Here is a 23286-nt window from a genome sequence, read left to right as displayed (position 1 = left end):
GCGGGCTGACCCATTCCCGGCTCTGTCCGGAAGGCACGGCGAGCGCCGAAGCTACACCACTCCCTGGGACATCATCGTGAAGCAAGCGGCAAGGCAATTCCGGGAAACAATTTGCCATGGCTCGGGGCGGCACTCGCATCGACGTCGATACCCATCGACAGCCTCGCGATCCCCGGCGGCTGGCGATACCCCGTGCTCGCTCATCTCATCGAAACGCTCGCGGAAATGCACCCCGGCCGGCTGGGTTGGATTGCGGTCGGCAGTGGAGAAGCCATGAACGAGAGCGTCGTCGCGAAGGGCGGAAAAGCCCGAGCGAGACCACCGATTGCGCGCGGGAGCAAACATGATGCGCCGCCTTTTTTCGCGGCGAGACTGTCGATGACGACACCGGATCGATCAGGGCCGAGCATGCACGGCTCGTGGTCGCCAACGCGCTGCGCCGGTCGCACGCCGGGATCTAGCGCGGCGCCACTCGCCGCGGAGGCGAGCGCATGACGGCGATGAGTGTGCTCGTTCCGCTTTCGATCATCATGGGTGTCGGTGGGCTCCTCGCTTTCCTGTGGTCTCTGCGAACGAGACAATACGAGGATCTAGATGGAGCCGCCGCCAGAATTCTGCTCGACAGCGACGAAGACGCTGCGATTGGCCGCGACCGGCAATATCCACCGCCCAGAGGAGGACGGAGATGACAGATATGTTAGGCCCATGATTGATGAACCCAGTAAACAACAGGTTGTGTTTGATCCCGTGACAGGGCGAGGTTTTGTGCTGGCGCAGCTGCCGGAACTCATTGGCGTGCCGGGGCTGACCTATGCCATGATCGCCGCAGGCCTCGCGATCATCTATCTCTTCTCCTATATCACCAGCGCCATCCCGTCGCCGCTGGTTGCCATCCTCGTGCTGACCGGCGTCGCCTATTGGGGTGGCTTGGACCTGCGCACGGTCGACGATCTCGGCGAACTGCCCTCCGCGCTGCCGATCTTCGCGCTGCCGCAGGTGCCGCTGACCTTCGAGACGCTGCAGATCATTTTCCCGTACTCCATCGCGCTTGCCGCTGTCGGCCTGCTGGATCCGTGCTGACGGCACAGATCGTCGACGACATGACGGACACACCGAGCTCGAAGAGCCAGGAGTGTATTGGACAAGGAGCGAGCAACATAGCCTCTAGCCTCATCGGCGGCATGGGCGGCTGTGCCATGATCGGCCAGTCGGTGATCAACGTTACCTCCGGCGGTCGTGGACGCCTCTCGACCTTCGTCGCCAGCGCCTTCCTGCTGTTCCTCATCCTCGTGCTGGACCATCTCGTGCGCATCATTCCGATGGCAGCACTTGTTGCAGTGATGACCATGGTCTCGATCGGCAGCTTCTCCTGGCGCTCCATCCTCGATCTGCGCCGCAATCCACCATCGTCTTCCATTTGTTATGCTGGCGACGGTCGCGAAGTTGGTCGGAACGCATGACCTCGCCAAGGGCGTGCTCGCCGGAGTGCTGCTCTCGGGCGTGTTCTTCGCCGGCAAGGTTGCCAAGCTCTTCCTCGTTCGCTCGATGGAGAGTGCTGATGGCACGGAGCGCACCTATCATGTCGATGGCCAGATCTTTTTTGCGTCGGCGGAGAGCTTTCGATTTCACCGACACGTTGCGCAAGGTGACGATCGATGTTGCGGATGCGCATCTCTGGGACATCACGGCCGTCGGCGCGCTCGACAAGATCCGTCCTCAAATACCGTCGCCTGGGCATTGAGGTTGCCGTCATCGGCGTCAACGAGGCGAGTGCGCATATGCTCGACCGCTTCGCTCTGCACGACAAGGAGCATGCCGCGTTTTTGGCCTCGGCCGGACATTAAGTTTAGGGCATCGAGTTTGCGCCGTGCATGGATATGCTGGCTTCTCACAACACAAAGCGACGGCTTCTCTACCAGGAGGCTGTCGCGACCGCTCCTACCGCAACTTCCGCGTCCGCTCTATGCGGTTCGCGTCTTGAGGAACGCAGAGCGGCCATCGGCGTTTCTCATGCTCCTCAGCGACGGAGCAGCCGATGTCAGCGCCAGAACCGCATTCCCCCGCAGACCTCGAGCCGCGAAAAGGCAGCCCCAGCCCCCGCCTTTCGGAAGAAGAGTTCAAGCGCCGTTTCCTCAACCAGTTTCAGGATCCCGCCTACGACAGTCTGTCGCCTGAGCTCGCCAAAGTCGCAGCCGCCGCTTGGGATGCCTATGCGAACTCCCGAAAGTCTCCCAAAACCAGGAAAGCCGGACCCGGCTACGCCCATCCTGAATACGATCTATCTTTGGATTGGATTGCGGCCCGCGAAGCGATTCACGCAGCCCAGCATCGCCACGAAGATCCTGATGGTCCGCTCAGATTTCTGCTGATCAACGGTTCCTCCCGCAGTGAGCATACCTGTCCCGGCGAATTGTCGAAAAGCTACCGCATGGTGGAAGCCGCGAGAGAGGAACTGCAGCAGCAAATCGGCGTGAGTATCGACGTTCTCGACCTCAGTCGTCTCGCATCCGAATATGGCCGGCAGATCCACCCCTGCAAAGCCTGCTTCTCGACGTCGGCAGCGCTCTGTCATTGGCCGTGTTCCTGTTATCCGAACTATTCACTGGGACAGGTCCATGACTGGATGAATGAGATCTACCCGCTGTGGGTGAAAGCGCACGGCATCATGATCATCACGCCCGTCAATTGGTATCAGACGTCGTCACCGTTAAAGCTGATGATGGATCGCCTTGTCTGCGCCGATGGCGGCAACCCCGATCCGACTTCCACCCACGGCAAGCACGCTAAGGAAGCCAAGGAGATCGAGATGAAGGGGTGGGACTATCCCCGCCACCTGGCGGGGCGTGTCTTCTCGGTCATCGTGCATGGCGACACGGAAGGCACGGAGAATGTGCGCCGCTCCATCTCCGACTGGCTAAAATCGATGGACCTCGAACCGGCCGGCACGCTGGCCGAGGTGGATCGGTACATCGGCTATTGGGAGCCCTATGCAACCAATCACGTTGCATACGAAAACGATCACGCGTTTCAGGACGAGGTCCGCAATGCCTCAAGGACGCTGCACGAAGCCGCGGCCGCCAGGCGGCTCGGACGTCAAGTCGCTGCGGGCGCCAGCCTGAGACAGCCAAGACAGAAATAGTCGAGAAACGGAAGCTTGCCGCCAAGCTAGTCTTGAGGTTCCGATCGCACCTCCACCCTGTGCCAACGAGTCGCCCATGTTTGAAACTTTCACGCTTGAGAGGATTGCCCTGCCGGAGGCAACGCTGCGTGTTCGATACTTAGGTTCCGGCCCGCCTCTTCTCCTCCTTCACGGTCATCTACGTACCCATACGACTTGGTATCGGGTCGCGCCGCTCCTCGCCCGGCACGTCACCGTCGTCTGCCCTGATCTCCGCGGCTTCGGCTAGTCGAGCAAGCCATGCGCCGCAGAACGGAAGTTAGCCTGCCCGCTGCACGTCATCTGGTCGCTACGAGACGGCAAAAATCTACGGCGATGTCCTTGCCGTGTGGCAGCCTTGGGCGGAATTGCAGGTAACGGGACGCGGCATCGATTGTGGGCACCATGTGGCGGAAGAAGCGCCAGAGGACCTGGCGGAAGCAATGACTGCGTTTCTTCTACCAGACTGCATGATGGAAAAAAGCCGACGGATCGATGTACTGCTCGTCGCATGGACACCATCGCGTCCGCAAAAGCCCAGCCGTCAATTCGACTTCCTGAGATCACGTTCCCAGCCGAACACGCTGCGGCCGTCGAAGGCGGCCGAATGGCGAAATTCACCGGCAACAATCTCCTTGAGTTCCGGCTCCGTCACGTAGTGTTCGAGTTGCCGGCTTTGCCCGTCAAGCCGCTTCAGCGCCTGCAACTCCTCGTCCAACCCCGATCTCGCCTTTCTGACCGCGGATTTCATCACGCCGATCGTCTCGTCATAGACTTTCAACGGCACGGGGAAGGGGTGCCGGTCCTTGCCGCCATGGGCCAGGGAGAAGCGGGCGGGATCGGAAAAGCGGCAGGGTGCGCCGTGCACAACCTCGGCCACCAGGGCCAGAGCCTGAACGGTGCGCGCGCCCACGCCTGGTGTGAGGAGCAGGTCCTCAAAGTCGGCCGGTCCACGCTCCGCTGCCGCGGCGAGATTGCCGTGCAGGCGCCGCATGTTGACGTCGCTTTCGCGGACATCATGATGTGCAGGCATCACGAGATGCGGCAAGACGAGTTGCGCGCCGTTTTCTTTCACGCCGCACGCCGGCGCTTTCTCGATCCGGGCCAGTTCATGAAGGATACGGTCCGGCCCAAACGTTGCAAGAAGATCGAGCTGACCCTCACGCGACAGCTTGGCGCGCGTGTCAGCGAGATTGACGATTGCTCCCTGGTCTCTCCCCTCGATGGCGGCATGCGGCGAGTCAAGGAAACCGGTCAACCCCTCGGATAGCCAGTGATACCGCCGAGCCTGCCGCCGGTCACCGTTCATGCCCTGCTGCACAACAACCCATTTGCCGTCATCGGCAACCACAAATCCGTGCAGATAGAGGTCGAACCCGTCCTGCACGGCAGCACTGTCAACCTTCGCGACCAATCGGCTCGTCGTCGAAAGCCCCGCGCCGTCGAGGCCGACGCGATCGCCGATGCTCATCAGTTCGCCTGGCGTCTTGCGCGACTGGGCGCCGCGCCCGCCGCAGACATGCAGGCCCAACTCGCCGGAGAGCGGCACCAGACCACGTTTCAGAGCGCCGAGAACGCTGGTCGTGATGCCCGAGGAATGCCAGTCCATTCCCATGACTGCGCCGAAGGACTGGAACCAGAAGGGATTGGCCAGCCGCCGCAGATATTCGTCACGCCCATAGTGATAAACGATCGCCTCGGTGATGACCGCGCCGAGCCGCGTCATACGGTCCCCGAGCCATCTCGGAACCTTTCCACCATGAAGGGGAAGATCGGCGCTTCCTGCGCGTTTCGCCAATGTCGTGCCCTCTGAAATACACGCCGAGAGATAGATAGCGCAGGATCGACTTACAACATCGAGGACCGCTCCATTCGACACGTCTCACTCAGATGGCATCTACTGGCCGGCAGTCTCATCGCCCAAGCGCAAGGGGTAAGCGCAATACTCATCTGCGCGCAACCATCATCGCCCTGCAAAATTCGCATGACGGGGAACATCCGGTCCCAGACTTGGTTTTCGTTGCGATCATGGAAATGGAGATCAGGCAATGACCCTCAATCCCATCGGTGAGCCCATCCCTCGCGGGGCGATAGCGCACGCAGCCCATAGTACCGCGTCCGGTGCGGGAAGCCGTCTCACAAAACGGGCTGTACCTTTGGAACGAACTTGCTGAGATCGGCTTGAGCCTTGCCTTCCTTCCCGCCCTCGCATGGGCCAGTTTCGTCACGACCAGCACTGCCTTTCCCGATTTGCAAAGCGACACCACGCCGGTTTCAGATCGTTGATCTGTCGACAGAAGGCCGTTTCCAAGCTGATCTAGCCGCATAGGCTTATGGAGGTGTATGTGGATAAGGATCCGATTTCGCCGGCTGTTCGCTTTCGGCGGCGTCGATTTCGGCTGCCTTGGCGGGGTCCACCTGTCCGGTCGGGATGGACGACCGCGTGACCGACACCGGGTCGGATGCGGGAAAGGTGTGCTCAAGTCCCTGTTCAAGTTCACCGGGTGGTCGCCGCTTCTGCTCCGCCTGTTCCTTTCTCATCGACTTCACAGCCGGAGAAGCCTTTTCGTTGTCGGCCATTTGAACCTCCCTCTTGATCTCTAGGTCGAACGACCGCTCCTACCGGAAGCGTCACGGTTGATTCGGCATCGTCCTGCGCGAGCTCGACGGCGGTCGTGTCGTTGAGCTCGCGCTCGGCCTGCTGCTCACTGCTGGTCATGCTTGCCCTCGGGCATGCCGTTTTCTTCCCACAGTTCGAATGCGCGCCTGCGGATGCGATCCGTCCTGTCGGCCTGCTCGTCGGGCCCGTGCATTTCGGGATCGGGCAAGGGCGGGAGGGCGCGAGGTCCTGCTGTTGCGTGGGATGTCTGCTTGGCCATGTTCGTTCTCCTGATCGCGTTATCGGTCGACGGCAGGGCCGCCCGGCCAAGTCAATTCACAGAACCGCCGTCAGCAAGAGGCTATCCGGATCCCTGTGCCATCAGCGCGCGGCGGACCTCGCCTTCGCCCCAGCCCGCTTCGACGGCCGAGGCGACCAGCATCTCCGTCTTTTCGGTCTCGGCGGCATCCGACGTCTCGTTCAGACGGCGCCGGGCCGTCTCGAGACATTGTCGAAGGTCGCTGTCGCGCGCCTGCGGATCGTCCGAGTGGCCAGGAAAGGGAACATAGGTCATCGAAATCTCCTTTCATGATCCGGTTCGTGCCCCTCGCGGGGCGCTGTCGAAAAAGGTTCGCTGCCACGAACTGCGACCCGGCCCCGATTGTTCCAGACGTGGTGGAACCCCGCGCACGCTGCATTGTCGCTAACGCCATTGCTGGATCGGGAGCTGAAATTTCTGAATTGTTGACGTCGGTCGCATCCAATTTCCAAATCATACCGCATCTCGCAGCTCTTGTGGCGGCTTATGAGCTGGCGCTCCCAACGAGTGGGACCGCGAACACGAGGAGAGCACCGGACTGCGCACCTTCCCGCTCGTGGCTCATCGCAAACACCGGTTTCGTGGAGGCTGCAGAGGCCATGACCGTCGGCAGCGCGGAGGCGATCGCGCGCGTCGTGGAGTGGTTGATCACGGGGATGCGGTTCATCGGCGGCGGTGCGACCCTGGTGGTCAGGAATAGCGTCGGGGAACCGCGACCGCGGCAGCCCTCGGGCGCCCCGGCATCGGCACGGCAGTGGGATTGGAAGATCGCGGTCGCCGAAGAGGATCAGGAGAGCCGGGGGCGCCGCCGCCCGTCGAAGACGAAGCTCTGGTTCCGGCCCGGTCCATCCCTCAATCCTGTGTCTCCCCGGCCGAAGCGGCGGTGGATGGCGAAGGAACAAAACCTGCCTTGTCCAGTTTTGGCCCTACAGGAGCTGAAAAGGGAGGCTGCCATGTATGGAGTCCTGATCGGCGCGGCCCTTGTGGTTGCCGGAATGGTCGTGTTGGCGAACGAAGCCCTCGGTGGCCGGCCGCTAAGCGACGCCCACCGCTCCCGGGGAGGGCATCCCACGCTCGAACCCCGCGGCCAGCGGCTCGCGTTTTTTGGGCTGAGCAGAAACTGGCTGGGCGTGGTCATGATCGCCATCGGTTCGGTCATGCTGGTCGCTACTGCCTAGCGGAAGAGCGCGTGCCTTCGTAATCAGAACGACCGGCCGGCGACCGTCGCGCGCTGTTCGGCGCCAGCGAACGCATCCGGTGCCCAAGCGGCAGAAGGCATGGGAGACGTCCGACTTTTCCAATCCCCGGGGGCGGAACTTCTACCGCCTGGTGCGGGGTCGGAGGTCGGCCGTTATCGATGGCCAGCCGGCTGTCCCGAAAATCGAGTCGGCCGGGGCCGGAACATTCTCCCGTATTTTGCGGTAGGGCTCTCCTCGACAGAAGGACTCCCCGTGCTCAAGAAGGTCGTGGTGCTGGGTGCGTCCGGAAATCCCGCTTCACACCAATGCGTCGGAAAAACGACCTCCGCAGCTTCGTCCTCAAGCGAACTCGCTGGTGGCACGATGAGCCGTGACGGCGCGTTGCCCGCGAACATGCTGCTCGGCCAGTGAACTGCCCCCCATTTCGACCGGACAGTCGGCATAAGCAGAAAGGCTCAAGCACAGGCTTGAGGACATGTGTGGACGCCTCCGGGTGCGCAAGAAGAATCTTTGTGTGATGGCGTAGAAGTTTGGTGCGGACATGTGTTCGGCTTCTTTTGCGGCGAAACACTGCCGCCAGCCAGTATGGATTACGCGAGCTCGGTCCACTTCAGGCTTACGTGCTGCCAGCACTTATCCTCAATCTGGTTCTCCGAGCCTCGTTCAAACTTCGGCCATGCGATCCTCAGACCTTCATTGCTGCGCGGGTATTCACTAGGCTGGCTGCATGTAGGACCCTCCGTGCTTCAGTATTGCCCAGGCGACGCGAGCCATCTTGTTCGCCAGCGCCACGATCGCTAGCATCGGTGGCTTTCTGTGCAGAATGCTTGCCGGCCAAGCGCTTGGATTGATCTTTCCACGCCTCACCCAGGAGACGACGGCACTGGCGCCCATGATCAGCAGACGTCTGAGCGTCCGTTCGCCCATTTTGGATATTCGTCCGAACCGCTGCTTTCCTCCGGTGGATCGCTCAAGCGGGGTCAAGCCAACCCATGCCGCGAAGTCACGTCCCTTGCGGAAGGTCGCGGGATCGGGAGCAAGGGCAGCGATTGCCGCCGCTGTCACGGGGCCGATCCCCGGCACAGAAGTCAACCGACGCGCATCAAGGTCGTCACGCGCCCGCTTTTGGATTTCCTTGTCGAACTCTCCTAGCTGAGCTTCACACGATGAGAGATGCTGCCACAACGAACGCAGGATGCCTTGAGCTGCGGGCGGCAGATCATCATCACTCTCGATGACCTCCTGCATCTTTGCAGAAGCGGCTGCACCCTGCGGGAAGATGTAACCAAATTCCGCCAGATGGCTTCGTATCGCATTGAGAAGCTGGGGCTTCTGGCGCACCACCAGATCTCGTGCGCGAAAGACAATACTCGCGGCCTGCGACACCTCACTCTTCACACGAACGAAGCGCATGTCCGGCCGCTGCGCCGCCTCCGCGATGGCCTCAGCGTCAGCAGCGTCGTTCTTCTGCCTCTTCACAAATGGCCTGACGTAATCTGGGGGTATCAGAAGCACTTCATGGCCCAGTTCTTCCAGCTGCCGCCCCCAATAATGTGCGGTGCCACAAGCCTCCATCGCTATCCTGCAGGAGGGAATTGACATCAACAGCGTGGTGAGTTGCGGGCGCCGGACCTGTCGACGGAAAACGACACGTCCGTCTGCAGCTACGGCATGCAGCTGGAAAACATGCTTGGCGACATCCAAGCCGATAAGAACGATCTTGCTCATTGGGTCAACCTCCTGGTGCTGGGCACCTTCAATTCTGCCACAAGGCTGGCGAAGGAGGCGTCCACTCCATCAGGCTTATGTCTAACGAGTATCGACATGTTGAATTGCTGATGGGTGTTGTCCGCCGTAGGCGGTGGACAACCGAGCAGAAGCTGACGTCATCGAGCAGAGTTTCGAACCTGGCGAGACGGTCTCTTCGGCCGCTCGCCGCCATGGCGTTGCGCCCAATCTGCTTTACCGATGGCGCAGGCTGTTGAGCGAGGGAGGTGCTGCAGCCGTGGATTCGGATGAGCCGGTTGTCGGTAATTCGGAAGTGAAGAAGCTGGAGGATCGCGTCCGCGAGTTGGAGCGCATGCTCGGCCGCAAGACGATGGAGGTCGAAATCCTCCGCGAAGCATTGTCCAAAGCGGACTCAAAAAAACGGATATCGCGGCCGATCTTGTTGCCGAAGGGCGGTTCCCGATGAAGGCCGTCGCCGACACGCTGGGCGTCTCCCGTTCCAACCTCATCGAGCGGCTGAAAGGCAGATCAAAGCCGCGCGGGCCCTATCGGAAGGCCGAGGATGCGGAGTTGCTGCCGATCATCCGCAGGCTGGTGGATCAAAGACCAACCTATGGCTATCGGCGGATCGCCGCGCTCCTCAATCGCGAAAGGCGAGCCGCCGATAGGCCTGTCGTCAACGCCAAGCGGGTTCATCGCATCATGGGCAACCACGCCATGCTGCTGGAGAAGCATACGGCCGTTCGCAAAGGTCGCCTTCACGACGGCAAAGTCATGGTCATGCGCTCTAACCTGCGCTGGTGCTCGGACGGTCTGGAGTTCACCTGTTGGAATGGCGAGGTCATTCGTCTCGCCTTTATCATCGACGCCTTCGACCGCGAGATCATCGCCTGGACGGCGGTCGCCAATGCAGGCATCTCCGGCTCTGACGTGCGCGACATGATGCTGGAGGCGGTCGAGAAGCGGTTTGCGGCAACGCGAGCCCCGCACGCAATCGAGCATCTCTCAGACAATGGCTCGGCTTACACTGCGAGGGATACAAGGCTGTTTGCTCAGGCACTCAATCTGACGCCCTGCTTCACGCCGGTCGCCAGTCCGCAGTCGAACGGCATGTCCGAGGCGTTCGTCAAAACACTGAAGCGGGATTACGTCCGCATCTCTGCACTACCGGATGCCGAAACGGCACTCCGGCTCATCGACGGATGGATCGAGGACTACAACGAAATCCATCCACATTCCGCGCTCAAGATGGCTTCCCCTCGGCAGTTCATCAGGGCTAAATCAAACTAGCCGACATGTCCGGTCAAACGGAGGGCACTCCAGCCAGATGAAGATGTGCCAGAAACTGGGTCTGTGGTTCTGGCACTATCTGGGTGACCGGCTGGGGATCGGCAGTCCGAAGGTCATATCCCGCTGGCCACCCCAATCGTGGCACGAGCCTGAGAACACTCCTCCTTCGCGGACCTGGCAACGTCAACCTATTTATGACGATCTCGACAAGCTTCTGCTGTACCGGTCGTGCTGCAAAGGCTCCCCTCCCCTGTCGTGCATGACAGCGACAGATCCCGCCCGAGGGAGCGCTGCGATACACGTCACATCTACCACCCCTCCTCCAAGACTCTTGCCAGCATTTCCACGAAGAAATCGGCGCTTTGTCGGGACAGGCAGAGCGGGGGCTTGATCTTCAGCACGTTCAGATAGTCGCCGGTCGGCTGCATAATGACGCCGAGGTCGAGAAGCCGGTTACAAATGGCGGCTGTTTCCTGCGAGGCCGGCTCTAGCGTTGCCCTGTTACGGACAAATTCGAGGCCGAGATAAAGGCCCATACCATGCACGGCTCCGACGATCGAGAAGCGCGAGGCAAGCGCCCCCAGGCGGCTCCTGAGGTGATCGCCTACAGCGCGCGCGTTTTCCTGCAACTTCTCGTCCCGCATCGCGTCGAGCACGGTCATGCCGACGGTGCAGGAAACCGGGCTACCGCCGGCGGAAGAGAAGAAATACCCCTCCTTCTCCAGCGCCTCAGCGATCGCTCGTGATGTAATGACGGCGCCGAGCGGATGACCGTTGCCCATGCCTTTGGCGATGGTGATGATGTCGGGCACTACATCCTGCTGTTCAAAACCCCAGAAATAGTGGCCGAGCCGGCCATAGCCGACCTGCACCTCGTCCGCGATAGTCACTCCACCGCGCTCGCGCACCAACCGGTAAACTTCCTTGAGGTATCCATGTGGCAGCGGGATCCCGCCGGCGTTGCCATAGACGCTCTCGGCGATGAAGCCAGCGATCCTTTCGCTCCTGGCCTCGATCGCCTCGATCGCCGTCTCGAAATCGGCGATGTAGCCGGCCGCCGAATCCGGGCCGCGATGGGCACCCCTGTAGGTGTTGGGCGATGTTACGGCATGCACCCAGGCCGGGCGCGTGGTGACGGCGCGCGGATTGTCGGCGATCGAGGTCGAGACGGCGTCGCTCGCCACCGTCCACCCATGATAGGCTTCGAGCAGGCTTATGATATTGCGGGCGCCGGAATAGGCCCAAGCAAGCCGCAGAGCCAGGTCGTTGGCCTCGGAGCCGGAGTTGACCAAAAACACCGTGTCCAGCCCCTCGGGGGCGAGATCGGCGAGGCGCTTGGAGAATTGCGCAATCCCGGCGTAGTGAAAGCGCGAATTGGTGTTCAGAAGCGACCATTGCCGGCCAACGGCTGTGGCGAGCTTCTCGTGACCGTGACCGAGGATCGCGACGTTGTTGACCATGTCGAGGTAGGCCCGGCCATCCATGGCATACATGTATTCGCGATAGCCGCGCTCGATTTGCGGGGGCCGCTGGTAATAATTCTTCTGCGGTCTGGCGAAATGCGCTTGCCGGATTTCAAGCAATGCTTCGCTCTCCAGCCCGGGCGCATCGAAATTGCTGCCAAAGAGGGCTGATGGCGACGGGCAAAGATGCGACCAGGCGCTTGCCTGATGCGGCATGACGAATGGCGGCGGAGTCAAATCCCTTGCCCGGCAGAACTGCACCCGCAATTGGCCGGAAGCATCAACCCGGCCGATCGCGTCACCAGCCCCCACAATCCGGCCTTCGACGTCTGCCTCCCCGACACCGTCGATCAACAGTGATACGTGGTCGCCATCGACGCGGAGGTGACCCGATTGACCGGAGACGACACCGGCGAAGGGCGCAACCAGCCTGGAACCGGCGGGAACCTGCACCTCGATGCAAAGTGCATGGGTTTCCGCGGCGGTCGCGGCGTGGTGTCGGGCGCGCGGCAGCCGGAACTCGCCGTAGCGAGTGATGGCAGCGCCTGTTGCCGCCGCTCCCTCCTGCAGCAATTTCTGCTCGATGCCCTCGTCGAGCCAATTGCCACTTTCGAAGAGCGGGCTCAACGTATCCAGGCGCACCGTTCTAAAAGAAACAGGTTCGATGTTCGGCAATAGGCGCCGCATCGCCGGCAGCGGCCTGGGGCCGGCGTCGGCCATGCCGACCGATTCCAGCACCGCTGCTTGCATGACCTCGATCGGCAGGCTGGTCGCGACCGCGAAAATCACGCGTTCATGCTCGATGTTGCCGGCGGCGTATTCGTTGCCCGGTTCCAACGCCAGTTGATATTCGCCGCTTGCCACCAGGACACAGGCCCGCTGCACGATAAGCGGCCAGAGCACCCTGAGCTCCACCTCGTTAAGCGGATGCTCGGCATGGAAGGCCCGGACGGCGGGCAGGATGACGAATGGGTCGCCTCCCGAGTGGTGCAGCAATGCGGAACAGCAGACGGCAAGCTCCGCTGCCAGCCATCCGTGCGTCAGGTCGCCGAAATCGATCACCCCTCGTGGGATCGGATTGCCGTCGGCATCTGGCGTGGCGACGGTATTGTCATCGGTAATGTCGTTATGGATCGCCTGACTGCGCAGCGCGCTGCGAAGCGGTGCGATATGGCGTTCGGCCTCATCGAGCGCAGTGGCAATGCGCGTAGCCGCCCGTTTGTCCGGCACGGAGATCAAAAGCGCCATGGCGACCGGCTGTGCCTGCTGAAGGTCCCACTGGATCTGTCGGTCGAGCCCGCCGTGAGTGAAAGTTTCGAGTCCCCTCGCCACCTGGCCGCAGACCTGGCCGAGTGCGGCGACGGTGATCGCCGGCAGAAATTTGCGCCGCGTCAGCGGTTCACCATCGAGGTAGTCGAGCAGACGCACCTGGCAGGGTTGATCGTTGATGTCGATTGACAGGATCGCCTCGCCTGAGCTGGCGAAGATTGCCCGCGGCAAGCGGAGCATGGAGGCAGAGGCAGCCAGATGTAGCATCGCCGCATTCTGGGCCTCGAGTTCGATGCGCCGATACTCGGCGTGACATATCTTCAGGACATACCGCTTGCCGCCGGCATCAACGCGGAAGTTCCGGTCCTGTTGGCTGCCGAGCTCCACGATTTTGCCGACCAGACCATAGTGGTTGCGAAAGATCGCCTGCGCGTCCGCCACCGACACATCAGGCCTTGGCAGGTCTGCGCGCGCTACAGCGTCTTTCTCCAGCATATCTTTTCTCCGATGGGGGCTACTTGCGTGCCAGGCGGAATGCGAAGTGACTGCCGCGGTGATAGTCGAGGGCGTATATCACGGGTATCGCAGCCGCGTTGAAGCAGGTCTCACGGATAAGCAGCGCCGGTCCAAAGTCCCGCAGATCGTTGCGTTGAACCACCTCCTCCGGGAGCATCACCGCGGAAACGTTTGCGGCCGACATCCGCGGCCTGTTCCTATAGTGGTCAAGCAGTTCGAGCAGCGAACCGCTCCAGTCGATATCGTAGAGGCGAACCGGCACAATATGGCGCGGAAGATAGTCAATGCAGTAGAGGATCGGCTCCTCCTCATGCAGCCGTAGCCGCTCGAGCCGTATGACCCTTTCCCCCTTCGCTAGCCGCAGTTGCTCCGCGATGACCGCATCGGGCAGCTCCTCAGAAATCGACAGCACCTTGTTGGTCGTCGCATAGCCATAGTGACGCGCCATGTCGGTGACGCTTTCGAATACCGTTATCGGCCTGTCCACCTGGACGGCAGACATGGCCGAGACGTAACGGCCGCGCCCGTGCTCAACATAGATGATTCCGTCCTGCTCGAGCAGTTTCAGCGCCTCGCGCAAGGCTGGGCGGGAGATCTTGAAGCGTTGCGTCAGTTGTGCCTCAGTGGGCAACTTGTCACCGGGATTGAGCCCCTCCTCGCGGACAAGGTCTGCGATGCGGTCGCGAAGCTGGATGACCAGGGTGCGCGTGTCGCGAAGGGGTTCGTCCAATCCTCTCACTCCAAGTGAATAGCAGTTCGATGTTCTTGTCTGACGAATTTGGCGAGGCCAAGCTCAGTGCCTTGACCCGACAGGGCAGCCCTATCGATGTTCGAACCGCCCGATCCTCTCGAGATACGCCTTGCGAAAGTCGGGTGGTTGTCTGTTGTCTTATAACTTAACTTCGGCACCATCACCCTCAATCACAGCCACCCATTGGACGGGGCATCGCAGCAAAGCCGCAGCCCTTATGCTCAGTGCAGGAGCTGACTCAGGAACTGGCAGGCGCGGTCCGTCGTCGGACTGGCGAAGAATTCATCGGGCGCGCCCTCCTCGACGATCCGACCGCGATCCATGAATATGACACGATCTGCGACCCGGCGGGCAAACCCCATCTCGTGAGTGACGCAAACCATCGTCATGCCCTCGCTCGCCAGCGCCACCATCGTGTCCAGCACTTCCTTCACCATTTCAGGATCGAGCGCCGAGGTTGGCTCGTCGAACAGCATGACCTTCGGGTTCATGCAAAGCGCTCGTGCAATCGCTACACGCTGCTGTTGCCCGCCCGATAGCTGGCCCGGAAACTTGTCGGCCTGTTCAGGAATTCGGACGCGGTTGAGGTAATGCATTGCGATTTCGACTGCCTGCTTGCGCGGCATCTTCTTGACCCACATCGGCGCCAGAACGCAGTTCTCGAGGATGGTAAGGTGCGGGAACAGGTTGAACTGCTGGAATACCATGCCAACTTCGCGGCGCACCGCATCTGCTTTGCGCTCGTCCTCGCCGAGCTCGATCCCGCCGACGACGATTCGTCCCTGCTGGTGTTCTTCAAGGCGATTGACGCAGCGGATCAAGGTCGACTTTCCCGAGCCCGACGGACCGCAGATCACAACCTTCTCCTGCGGAGCGATCGAAAGATTGATGTCGTCCAGCGCGTGGTAGTGCCCGTACCATTTATGCACGCCGCTGATGGTGATGTCCGAGGAGACCATGTCGATCGAGGTGGGCATTCGCTATTCTCCAGGATTTATTTGAGGACCAACCAGCCCGACAGAATGATAATGACGGCCCCGCCCAGCGTGTGAAGCTCGACGGGGGCGGCAAAGAACAACGCCCCGTAAAGGCAACCCCAGATGATCTGGCTGTATTGCAGCGGGGCTACGACCGAGGCATCGCCGGTGCGAAAGGCACGCACGAGCAGCATGTGTCCGCCGAGCAGGAAAAGACCGCCGGCAAATACGTAGAGGAGATCCAGGGGGCCGACCGAAACGAGGCCGCCAGATGGAATGGCAACAACCAAGGCGACCGCGGCGAGAACCACAAGGAGTGTCGACACAAGGGCGACGTCCGATTCCGCCGACTTGGCGCGCCGCAGGAGAACGAGCGAAAGCGCGAAGACAAGCGCCGATCCCGCCGCCGCCGCATGCCCCAGATTGAGGGTCACGAACCCGGGTCGCAACGCAACGGTGACGCCGAAAAAGCCGACCAGGACCCCGCACCACGCAAGCAGCGACAATCGCTCTCCAAGCAGGACCAATGCCAGCAGCGCGACAAGGACCGGGGTCATGAATGCAAGCAGGTAAGCTTCGGAAAGCGGTAGCATTGAAAATGCATAGTGGATCAGGATCGTATCGATCGCGAGCAGCAAAGCACGGAGCAGGGCAAGGCCCGGATAACGTGGAAACAGCGAATTCAGCGAGCCTTTCGCGCCTGCCAGCACGCAGAGCATGACCAATGCCGCCATCGTCAGCATGAACGTCACCTGCGGTACGGCGAAGCGCTCCGCCAGAAGCTTGACCGACGCATCAGCCCCAGAGAAGACGGCAAAGGCAGCAAAACCGAATGCCGCTGCGCGCAAGTTGGCGTGCGTGCCGGCTGTCGCCGGCACAACATTTCCGTCAACGGACATTGAAGCGTCCGAACCGGGCTTCAACGCGCGATTGAATGAACTCGAGCCCTATCGAGAGGATCCAGTAGATCATCGAGGCGGTGATCAGCATCTCGATGTGGCGGAACTCCGTCTGACCCTGCGTGCGGGCGAGGTACATCAGCTCCCAGACGCCTACGACCGAGACCAGCGAGGAGTCCTTCAGCATCGCGATGAACTGGTTCCCCGTCGGGGGAATGATGACCCGCATAGCCTGGGGCAGGATTACGAGGCCCATCGTCTGGCTCGGGCTGAGGCCGAGGGCTGTAGCGCCCTCGCTCTGGCCGCGCGGGATACTCTCGATGCCTGCCCGGAAGATTTCCGTCATGTAGGCACCGTAACAGAGCGACAGCGCGAGAATGCCGGCCGGTATGGCCCCAATGACATACCCCACCTGCGGCAGGCCGAGGTAGATGATGTAGATCTGCATCAGCAGCGGCAGGCCGCGAAACAGCGAGGTGTAGAACGTGACAAGACCGTAGATCACCCCGTTCTTGGACAGTTTCGCGAGCGCGCCCGCAAGGGCGATGACCGTGGCGATGGCGATGGAGACGACGGAGATGTAGAGCGTTGTGACGACACCCTGGGAGATCAGAAAGCCGATCTTCTTCGCAATGAAGGCAAAGGAGAGGTCGAAAGAGTAGAAGAACAGCATCAGAAGCGCAAAGAGCTCGATCCAGACGCCGATGACCTGCCAGGTGCGCGGCAGTTGCCTTAATGCCTTCCAGTTCAACGCCGCAATGAGGGCTATCATCAATGCGCCGACCAGCCGGCTAAGCATCGGATTCGCCTCGAGCCATGCCGACGATGTCGGCAGCAGATGGCCAATCCAGGCCGGACTGACGCCGAGCCCGTATATCGCCAGCGTAACGAGCGCCAGCAAGAGAAACATCCCCGAACGTCGCGCAGCATCCGGATAGGTCAGTATCAGACGGCCAATCATGTCATTGTCTCCGGGGTCAAGCCGCGCGCTCGCGCCACCAATCCTGTGCCTGCAGTTTCCAATAGGTGAGTTGGGCGACGGCGAGACCGGCATAACCGCCCGCCCACACCAACCCGAAAGGCTTGAAGAGTTTGTATCGGTCCGATTGTCCGAGAATGCCTTCAGCCACCAGTTTGCCGCCGATTGCCGTGGTGTTTAGCCCATGCCCGCCAAACGCCGTGCAATGCCACACGCCTGGCTGCATTTCGCCGATCTGTGGCATCAGGTGACGTGCATAGGACATCAACCCGGACCAGGCGAGTTCGGTCTTCAGCGACTTCAGCTGCGGATAAGTGCCGGTCATTTCGCGGCGCAACTCAGCTGCGAGTGCCGAAGGTGAGGCCGCGCGCGTGGTGATCCGCCCGCCCCAGAGCAAGCGCTTGCCGCCATCGACGAGGCGATAGTAATCGCCGGCGCGACGATTGTCGCCGATAGCATCCTTCGTCGATATCGCCGTGGCCAGCAGGTCCGGCGCCACCTCGCTCAGCATGACGTATGTGGCGATCGGCAAGAAGGAGCGCTTGAGCCGACCATTCAGCGATCCGGTATAGCCACCCGTGGTGAACACTACACGACGCGCATTCACACGGCCACCCGCCGTATTGATGGTTTTCTCGGCCCCATCGACTACTGCCTTCGCGGCAGACGACCCCTCGTAGATCCGCCCGCCGAGCCGCTCGATCTCGTCGGCGACGCCGCGCAGATAATTGAGCGGGTGCATATGAAACGCATTCGGATCACGAACGCCCTGGAAGTAGCGCCTTGACTTCAACACGGATCGGACCTGCTCGGTACCGAGATACTCAAGTTCGTAACCGTATTTTGTGTGCATTGCATCAACGTAGGCCTTGAGAGCCTCGCCGTCGTCATAGCGCAACAAGCTGGTGATGCCCGACTGCGCGGTCGCACCTTCTATCTCGAGAGCATTGATCGTCTCGCGTACAAAATCGACGCCCTCGATAGAAAGGCGATGGATTTTCGCCGCCGCCTCCGATCCCGCCGCTCTGGCAATGTTCTCGCCGCCAGTCGCAAATCCGGGACTGACGAAACCGCCGTTACGGCCCGAGGCTCCGAAGCCAACGCTTTCCGCCTCCAGCACTACAACCGATTGGCCCGCCCGCGCGAGCTGGAGTGCAGTTGTCAGACCAGCGAGGCCACCGCCGACAACAACGGTGTCGCACTCGATGCTTCCAGAAAGAACTGGCCTGACCTTGCGGTCGTTCATTGTCTGTTTGTAATAGGTCTCTGGATACGACATTTGCACTCGAATGAATAACGGTTGACCAGATTGCGGGCGGCGATGGACGCCACCCGCACGGTTTCCAGTTTAGTCGGCGCTATAGTCCTTGCCGTACCATTTGGTGGTGAGGCTCGCGAGGGTGCCGTCCTTTTTCATCTCGGCGATGATGTCGCCGACCTTCTTCGTCCATTCGGGGTCGGCCTTTTCGGCAATCACAACCAACGGCTCCCTGAATGCGTAGTCGCCTTCAACGACGCGCAGCGGATAGCCGTTCTTGATCGCGTTCAGCGCGGTCTGCTCGGGCGCTATGACGGCGTCAAGGCGAACTCCGCTTCCAAGACGCAGATCATCGAAGGGAAGCATGGAGTCGGCGAAAGTGCGGACTTCGCCTGGTTCCAGCTTGTATTCGATCGGCGGGAGGCCAGGCGCATCGATTTCAAGGCGGCGATTGACGAAATCCTCGGAGGTCGTCGCAGTCTCTACACCGATGATTTTGCCCTTGAGGTCGTCAACCGACTTCGCTTCGCTATCCTTGTGAACCACGTAGACGTAGGGGCTGTAGTAATAGATGCCGACAAAATCGATCACCTGGGCGCGCGCTTTGGTGGGCGTGACCGAGCCGACGCCGAGGTCATAGCGCCCCTGCCAGCGACCGCCCGTAAGCGTTGCCCAGTCCGGCGTTTCGAAGCTGACCTCGACACCAAGGCGTTTTGCGACTTCCCTGGCGACATCGATGTCGAAGCCGACCATCTCGTTGCTGTCGTCAAGGTAGCTCTGAGGTGGCCAGCCACTGTTGGTGGCGACCACCATGGCCTTCTTGCCGGTGACCCGGTCAAGCGTCTCGCCTGCCTGTGCGGCGGTGACGAACGCCAGTGTTGCAACGCCGATGGCAAGCTGTGTTAGCAGTTTTCTCACGAGATCCTCCTGGTTGATGGGTCAGCGAAAGGTTCTTGCTTTTGTAAGTCGTCTGACAACTAAATTTAGAGAAGATGGTCGGGTTTGAGTCAAGCGCAGCCCCCCTGCCGAACCATGAAAGGATATGATGAGCCTATGCTGTTTTGTGATGGCTCCGGCAACCGGTCCTCCGCAGATTTGCGCTGGCCCGGAGAACGGTGTTTGCGTGCCAGCGGCATCGCCTTTGCTCCCGGCGGCGCGATGTCCGCGGGCGGTCCTTTTCGTTTGAGGTGAGCATATGCGTCCACGCTGGCTGCGCGAGACAACGCCATCTAAAGCCGTACGCAACCGAACACGTTCTTCGGACACAGACAATTCGTGGAAGGCACTATTGCGTGAGCGCCCCCGCCTCCAGAACACGCCCGGCGATCGAGCGACCTTTCGCGTCGAATATGTGGATGTCGTGCGCTCGGGCAGTGAAACGGATGATGTCCGTCCTTGCGTACGTTTTGTCGTCCGCTGTCTTGATCAGGTATTTTTGAGCAGAACCGGCCACATCGACGTAAAGAATCTGAACTTCGCCCAGATGCTCGACAAAATCGACCGTGCCGGTGAGCACCGGACCGCTTTCCACTGACGCGGTGATTTGCGTGTTTTCAGGGCGAATTCCGACACTGATCCTTTCGCCCACTGACAGCGCCCCGCGATCGGCAGACACGTCCAGCGCTGCGCCGCACTCGAGCATGAGATGCGTGACGCCCTCCGACTTCCCGACGACGGTGCCTTCGAGAATGTTCATTGCGGGCGAGCCGATGAATTGGGCGACGAAAAGGTTCGCCGGCCGCTTGTAGAGTTCGAGGGGCGTTCCCACCTGCTCGATGTTCCCGTCCTTGAACACGACGATGCGATCGGCCAAGGTCATGGCCTCGATCTGATCGTGGGTCACATAGATCATGGTCACATCCGGCATGCTTTGCTTCAGCTTGGCGATCTCGATCCGCGTCGCCACGCGCAACGCCGCATCGAGATTGGAAAGAGGTTCGTCGAAGAGGAAAACCCGTGGATTGCGTACGATGGCGCGGCCGATGGCGACGCGTTGCCGCTGTCCGCCAGATAGCGCTTTCGGCAACCTTTGGAGATACTTGCTGAGTTGCAGGATTTCTCCGGCCTTTTGAACCCGCTCGTCGATCTCGGCCTTCGGCACGCCGGCAATGCGCAATCCGAACGCCATGTTTTCATAGACCGTCATATGCGGGTAGAGCGCGTAGGACTGGAAGACCATGGAGATGCCGCGCTTGGAAGGCGCCACCGTGTTCATCCGCTCTCCGTCGATGACGAGATCGCCGGAGGTGATCGTCTCAAGGCCAGCGATCGAGCGCAGCAGTGTCGACTTTCCGCAGCCGGAGGGCCCGACGAAGACAATGAACTCCCCCGATTTGATATCGAGATCGATCCCGTGCAGGACTTCGAGATCGGCGTAAGTCTTACGTATGTTTTTCAGCGACAGATCAGCCATCGTTCCCGCTCCTTTTTCTTGATTTCATCCGTGATGAGACCGCGCCGTCAGGGCGCGAGTCCGGCCAGGAAGCGCGTTATCCGATCCGGTTTCCTGTTCTGGATTTCGAGGTCATTCTTCCGGCGAATGGCACGGCGGACGACCCTGGCGCCGGCGTAGCGCAGGGGCTCCGGCGGCAGCCGCGTCCTCTTGTCGATGCCGACCAGCCCGCAGCGGCTCCACGCATCGTCGCGTCCGAGGACAAGGCTTGCCATGACGCGGCCCGCGACGGGAGCTTGCGCGATACCCGTGCCGTTGAAACCCATGGCATAGAAGATATTCGGGTGATCCCTGAGGTGGTCAAAAACCGGCAGGTGCTGCGCCGTGCAGTCTATAGGCCCGGTCCAATCATAATGAACGGGAACGCCCTTGAGCTGCGGATAGACCCGATGCATTTCGCGGATATTGTCGGCACCCGCATCCCCGCTGCGGTTGAAGCGGTCGTCAATGCGGTCGCCAAAGGCAATGCCGCCCGTGCCGCGCCCGAAAATGACCTCTCCGCCCGGTGTTCGCTGGTAGTAGAGCACGTGATGCTGCGCATCGCAGATCGAGGCGCCATTTGTCCAGCCGATCTCGTTCAGTAGATCGGACGCAGGTGCGGTGGCGATGACCTGGCTGCTGACCACATAGAGATAGGGGTGCAGCTCCGGAATGGCCGACAGCCAGGCGTTTGCGGCAAGAACCACCTTGCCGGCCGACAGGGTGCCTTTCGCTGTGCGCAGTTGCGGGCGGTCGCCTGGCGCGATTTCGAGAACCGGGCTGTGCTCGTGAATGACGATACCTCTAGAAAGGGCGAGCTGGCGCAGGCCGAGGGCGAGCTTGGCGGGCTGTACCGTCCCGGCCCTCTCCTCCATGATACCGACATAGGAGGCGGCAGAGCCTGTGCGGGCAAGGATGTCTGCGCGCTGGAGCGGCCGGAAGCGCTCTTCGCCGAGCGCACGGCACAGGTCGAGCGCCTGCGCCCAGGCGCCTTCTTGCGCAGCCGAGCTTGCCGTCCACAGCCAGCCGTCAAGCCGCAGATCCATGTCGATGGTGCCGGCGGCCTGCAGGCCGTTCAGTTCCTCGATGGCATCAGCCGTCGCCCGGCAGAGCATGAGCGCGTCATTGTCACCGACAAGCGCGCGCAGCATGTCGATTTCCGCAAACCAGCTATGGACCTGGCCGCCATTGCGGCCCGAGGCCCCCGACCCGCAGAAATCTGCCTCGAGAACGGTCACGCGCGTGTGCGGAGACTGCTCCTTTATCCGGATTGCCGTCCAGAGGCCGGCATATCCGCCGCCGACGATCGCCACCTCGCAGTCCTCGCTGCCCTGCAACGGAGCGGTAACGGCGTCTGCATTGATGCTCTGCAGCCAGAAGGAGCGGTCCCCCTTTGCTGCTGCCACAGGCGGCCTCATCTTGATGGTGTTCATGCTCAGGCCCTCTGTGTCGTGCGGATGACGCCGTCGTATTTATCCAGCAGCCACTGGGGGATCGCCCGGATCGGCTGGGGAAATCCACCGAGGTGGGTGCAGGTTTCCGCGGCGTTGACGGCAGATTGCTCCAAGGCGACCTGCTCTGACTGATTTTCGAGGAAGCGCGAAGCGAGGAAGGTCGCGATGAAGCTGTCCCCCGCGCCGCAGGTATCGACCACCGTCACCGGCACCGAGCCTGCGGAAAATACCTCTCTGCCATTGTCGAAGAAGGAACCGCGCCGGCCACAGGTCACCACGACCTGACGTGCGCCGTCCGCCTTGAGCCGAGCGATCAGCGGCTCGACAGGCTCGGCCGGATCGTCCGGGCCGGAGGCAAAGACCAGTGGTACGCCGTCGAGCGAAAGGTCGAAGTGCCGTGTGGACACGTCGATGCTGAACGGCACCCCATCTGCAACGAGACGGCGGACCAATGCTTCGCTGGAATTCGTGCCGAGATGGACCCAATCGGCCCGTAGCAGCGCCTGATAGCGCTCGGCGTTCGGGACATAGTCCTCCCCGACGCCCAGGGATTCAAGAAGAAAGCGCCGCTCGCCCGCATCGTCTGCAAGCAGCGTCACGGCTGAAGCGCCCGGGCGTATCTCGACATCCTCAGGATCAAGTCCAGCCTCCTTGATGGCGGCGAACATGATTTCCGCTTCCTCGTCCGGTCCCAGGGCACCGAAGTATCGCGCATTGAGGTCCAGCCGCCGCCACTGCACGGCGACATTGAGCGCGTTGCCGCCCACGGTGACAAAACCCTTTGTCAGGTAAGCGTCGAGGCAGTTGTCGCCGACGGCAATCAGATTGGGATTGACGTTCTTCATGCTTCTTCCACTTGATCGAAATTGGGTGTGATACCCCAAAGTTCCGTCCGCCGAACGCAGATGCCGTCCAAATGCCTGGCCCCGCGGAACGGATGGCGCTGAGAGGAAAAATCCGCACCGATGAGTTGTTCGCGTTTCAACATGCGCCCGCC

The 23286-nt window shown here is 61.2% G+C and carries 21 protein-coding genes and 2 pseudogenes; 7 read left to right on the top strand and 16 right to left on the bottom strand.

The genetic code is table 11. The features are described 5' to 3' along the window. Positions 1–491: 491 nt before the first annotated feature. From ccoS to OCK02_RS26265, 4 genes and pseudogenes are all read left to right on the top strand, one after another. Complete coding sequence (gene ccoS / locus OCK02_RS22585; RefSeq protein WP_318530305.1) at positions 492–689, top strand: cbb3-type cytochrome oxidase assembly protein CcoS; 198 nt, start codon at positions 492–494, stop codon at positions 687–689. A gap of 79 nt (positions 690–768) precedes the next feature. Continuing rightward, positions 769–1844, top strand: a pseudogene (locus OCK02_RS22580) (SulP family inorganic anion transporter); the annotation flags it as partial. Positions 1845–2035: 191 nt separating this feature from the next. Beyond that, complete coding sequence (locus OCK02_RS22575) at positions 2036–3139, top strand: flavodoxin family protein (protein ID WP_263814958.1); 1104 nt, start codon at positions 2036–2038, stop codon at positions 3137–3139. Positions 3140–3215: 76 nt separating this feature from the next. Continuing rightward, entirely contained in the window at positions 3216–3407 is a 192-nt protein-coding gene (locus OCK02_RS26265) for an alpha/beta fold hydrolase (RefSeq protein ID WP_412178898.1), read from the top strand. Between the two features lie 294 nt (positions 3408–3701). On the opposite strand, the gene OCK02_RS22565 is transcribed toward OCK02_RS26265, so the two are convergent. The 4 genes from OCK02_RS22565 to OCK02_RS22550 all read right to left on the bottom strand — a co-directional run bounded on the left by OCK02_RS22565 (position 3702) and on the right by OCK02_RS22550 (position 6330). After that, a complete protein-coding gene (locus tag OCK02_RS22565) occupies positions 3702–4955 on the bottom strand; it encodes a DUF763 domain-containing protein (RefSeq protein ID WP_263814957.1) in 1254 nt (417 codons plus the stop codon). A 533-nt stretch (positions 4956–5488) separates the two neighbouring features. Then, positions 5489–5737, bottom strand: a complete 249-nt coding sequence (locus OCK02_RS22560) for a hypothetical protein (RefSeq protein WP_412178897.1) — start codon at positions 5735–5737, stop codon at positions 5489–5491. A gap of 125 nt (positions 5738–5862) precedes the next feature. Next, positions 5863–6036 (bottom strand): DUF2934 domain-containing protein, encoded by a 174-nt coding sequence (locus tag OCK02_RS22555; protein WP_263814956.1) that lies wholly within the window; start codon positions 6034–6036, stop codon positions 5863–5865. A gap of 81 nt (positions 6037–6117) precedes the next feature. Continuing rightward, positions 6118–6330, bottom strand: coding sequence for a hypothetical protein (locus OCK02_RS22550; RefSeq protein ID WP_263814955.1), 213 nt, complete (start codon positions 6328–6330; stop codon positions 6118–6120). 344 nt (positions 6331–6674) lie between these two features. Between OCK02_RS22550 and OCK02_RS22545 the strand changes: the two genes are divergently transcribed. Both OCK02_RS22545 and OCK02_RS22540 read left to right on the top strand, forming a co-directional pair. Continuing rightward, positions 6675–7253 carry a hypothetical protein gene (locus tag OCK02_RS22545; RefSeq protein ID WP_263814954.1) on the top strand — a complete coding sequence of 193 codons (579 nt, stop codon included), beginning with the start codon at positions 6675–6677 and terminating at the stop codon, positions 7251–7253. 273 nt (positions 7254–7526) lie between these two features. Next, entirely contained in the window at positions 7527–7685 is a 159-nt protein-coding gene (locus OCK02_RS22540; RefSeq protein WP_263814953.1) for a hypothetical protein, read from the top strand. A gap of 303 nt (positions 7686–7988) precedes the next feature. On the opposite strand, the gene OCK02_RS22535 is transcribed toward OCK02_RS22540, so the two are convergent. Beyond that, on the bottom strand, positions 7989–9002 hold the full coding sequence (locus OCK02_RS22535) for an IS110 family transposase (protein ID WP_263814952.1): 1014 nt from the start codon (positions 9000–9002) through the stop codon (positions 7989–7991). A 77-nt stretch (positions 9003–9079) separates the two neighbouring features. On the opposite strand from OCK02_RS22535, the pseudogene OCK02_RS22530 reads away from it, so the two are divergent. Beyond that, positions 9080–10292: pseudogene (locus OCK02_RS22530) on the top strand (IS3 family transposase). A 308-nt stretch (positions 10293–10600) separates the two neighbouring features. On the opposite strand, the gene OCK02_RS22525 reads toward OCK02_RS22530, so the two are convergent. The 11 genes from OCK02_RS22525 to OCK02_RS22475 form a co-directional block, all read right to left on the bottom strand. After that, positions 10601–13519 (bottom strand): aminotransferase, encoded by a 2919-nt coding sequence (locus OCK02_RS22525; RefSeq protein WP_263814951.1) that lies wholly within the window; start codon positions 13517–13519, stop codon positions 10601–10603. A gap of 19 nt (positions 13520–13538) precedes the next feature. Beyond that, the gene (locus OCK02_RS22520; protein WP_263814950.1) at positions 13539–14270 is read right to left on the bottom strand and encodes a GntR family transcriptional regulator; all 732 of its coding nucleotides are present in this window, start codon (positions 14268–14270) and stop codon (positions 13539–13541) included. 242 nt (positions 14271–14512) lie between these two features. Beyond that, positions 14513–15268 (bottom strand): amino acid ABC transporter ATP-binding protein, encoded by a 756-nt coding sequence (locus tag OCK02_RS22515; RefSeq protein ID WP_263814949.1) that lies wholly within the window; start codon positions 15266–15268, stop codon positions 14513–14515. Between the two features lie 17 nt (positions 15269–15285). Further along, positions 15286–16167 (bottom strand): DMT family transporter, encoded by an 882-nt coding sequence (locus OCK02_RS22510; protein ID WP_263814948.1) that lies wholly within the window; start codon positions 16165–16167, stop codon positions 15286–15288. Continuing rightward, the gene (locus tag OCK02_RS22505; protein WP_263814947.1) at positions 16157–17128 is read right to left on the bottom strand and encodes an amino acid ABC transporter permease; all 972 of its coding nucleotides are present in this window, start codon (positions 17126–17128) and stop codon (positions 16157–16159) included. Before OCK02_RS22505 ends, OCK02_RS22510 begins: the two co-directional genes overlap by 11 nt. 16 nt (positions 17129–17144) lie before the next feature. After that, complete coding sequence (locus OCK02_RS22500; RefSeq protein WP_263814946.1) at positions 17145–18425, bottom strand: NAD(P)/FAD-dependent oxidoreductase; 1281 nt, start codon at positions 18423–18425, stop codon at positions 17145–17147. Between the two features lie 69 nt (positions 18426–18494). Beyond that, positions 18495–19322: a transporter substrate-binding domain-containing protein gene (locus OCK02_RS22495; protein WP_263814945.1), complete on the bottom strand. Its 828-nt coding sequence runs from the start codon at positions 19320–19322 to the stop codon at positions 18495–18497. A gap of 367 nt (positions 19323–19689) precedes the next feature. Next, positions 19690–20817, bottom strand: a complete 1128-nt coding sequence (locus tag OCK02_RS22490; protein WP_263814944.1) for an ABC transporter ATP-binding protein — start codon at positions 20815–20817, stop codon at positions 19690–19692. 47 nt (positions 20818–20864) lie between these two features. Next, entirely contained in the window at positions 20865–22148 is a 1284-nt protein-coding gene (locus OCK02_RS22485) for an NAD(P)/FAD-dependent oxidoreductase (protein WP_263814943.1), read from the bottom strand. Positions 22149–22270: 122 nt separating this feature from the next. Then, positions 22271–23134 carry a PfkB family carbohydrate kinase gene (locus OCK02_RS22480; RefSeq protein ID WP_263814942.1) on the bottom strand — a complete coding sequence of 288 codons (864 nt, stop codon included), beginning with the start codon at positions 23132–23134 and terminating at the stop codon, positions 22271–22273. Continuing rightward, positions 23131–23277 carry a hypothetical protein gene (locus OCK02_RS22475; RefSeq protein WP_263814941.1) on the bottom strand — a complete coding sequence of 49 codons (147 nt, stop codon included), beginning with the start codon at positions 23275–23277 and terminating at the stop codon, positions 23131–23133. Before OCK02_RS22475 ends, OCK02_RS22480 begins: the two co-directional genes overlap by 4 nt. Between the last annotated feature and the right edge of the window lie 9 nt (positions 23278–23286).

It is taken from the genome of Rhizobium sp. TRM96647 (genome assembly GCF_025780115.1).
Classification (GTDB): Bacteria; Pseudomonadota; Alphaproteobacteria; order Rhizobiales; family Rhizobiaceae; genus Mycoplana.
Note: the sequence above shows the minus strand (reverse complement) of the source record. Positions and strands in the feature narration are given on the sequence as shown.

Bases quoted from the DNA above. Each gene is read 5' to 3' on its own strand.
- ccoS (WP_318530305.1), top strand. From the start codon at position 492: ATGACGGCGATGAGTGTGCTCGTTCCGCTTTCGATCATCATGGGTGTC.
- OCK02_RS22575 (WP_263814958.1), top strand. From the start codon at position 2,036: ATGTCAGCGCCAGAACCGCATTCCCCCGCAGACCTCGAGCCGCGAAAA.
- OCK02_RS26265 (WP_412178898.1), top strand. From the start codon at position 3,216: ATGTTTGAAACTTTCACGCTTGAGAGGATTGCCCTGCCGGAGGCAACG.
- OCK02_RS22560 (WP_412178897.1), bottom strand. From the start codon at position 5,737: ATGGCCGACAACGAAAAGGCTTCTCCGGCTGTGAAGTCGATGAGAAAG.
- OCK02_RS22555 (WP_263814956.1), bottom strand. From the start codon at position 6,036: ATGGCCAAGCAGACATCCCACGCAACAGCAGGACCTCGCGCCCTCCCG.
- OCK02_RS22550 (WP_263814955.1), bottom strand. From the start codon at position 6,330: ATGACCTATGTTCCCTTTCCTGGCCACTCGGACGATCCGCAGGCGCGC.
- OCK02_RS22545 (WP_263814954.1), top strand. From the start codon at position 6,675: ATGACCGTCGGCAGCGCGGAGGCGATCGCGCGCGTCGTGGAGTGGTTG.
- OCK02_RS22535 (WP_263814952.1), bottom strand. From the start codon at position 9,002: ATGAGCAAGATCGTTCTTATCGGCTTGGATGTCGCCAAGCATGTTTTC.
- OCK02_RS22525 (WP_263814951.1), bottom strand. From the start codon at position 13,519: ATGCTGGAGAAAGACGCTGTAGCGCGCGCAGACCTGCCAAGGCCTGAT.
- OCK02_RS22515 (WP_263814949.1), bottom strand. From the start codon at position 15,268: ATGCCCACCTCGATCGACATGGTCTCCTCGGACATCACCATCAGCGGC.
- OCK02_RS22510 (WP_263814948.1), bottom strand. From the start codon at position 16,167: ATGTCCGTTGACGGAAATGTTGTGCCGGCGACAGCCGGCACGCACGCC.
- OCK02_RS22505 (WP_263814947.1), bottom strand. From the start codon at position 17,128: ATGATTGGCCGTCTGATACTGACCTATCCGGATGCTGCGCGACGTTCG.
- OCK02_RS22500 (WP_263814946.1), bottom strand. From the start codon at position 18,425: ATGTCGTATCCAGAGACCTATTACAAACAGACAATGAACGACCGCAAG.
- OCK02_RS22490 (WP_263814944.1), bottom strand. From the start codon at position 20,817: ATGGCTGATCTGTCGCTGAAAAACATACGTAAGACTTACGCCGATCTC.
- OCK02_RS22480 (WP_263814942.1), bottom strand. From the start codon at position 23,134: ATGAAGAACGTCAATCCCAATCTGATTGCCGTCGGCGACAACTGCCTC.
- OCK02_RS22475 (WP_263814941.1), bottom strand. From the start codon at position 23,277: ATGTTGAAACGCGAACAACTCATCGGTGCGGATTTTTCCTCTCAGCGC.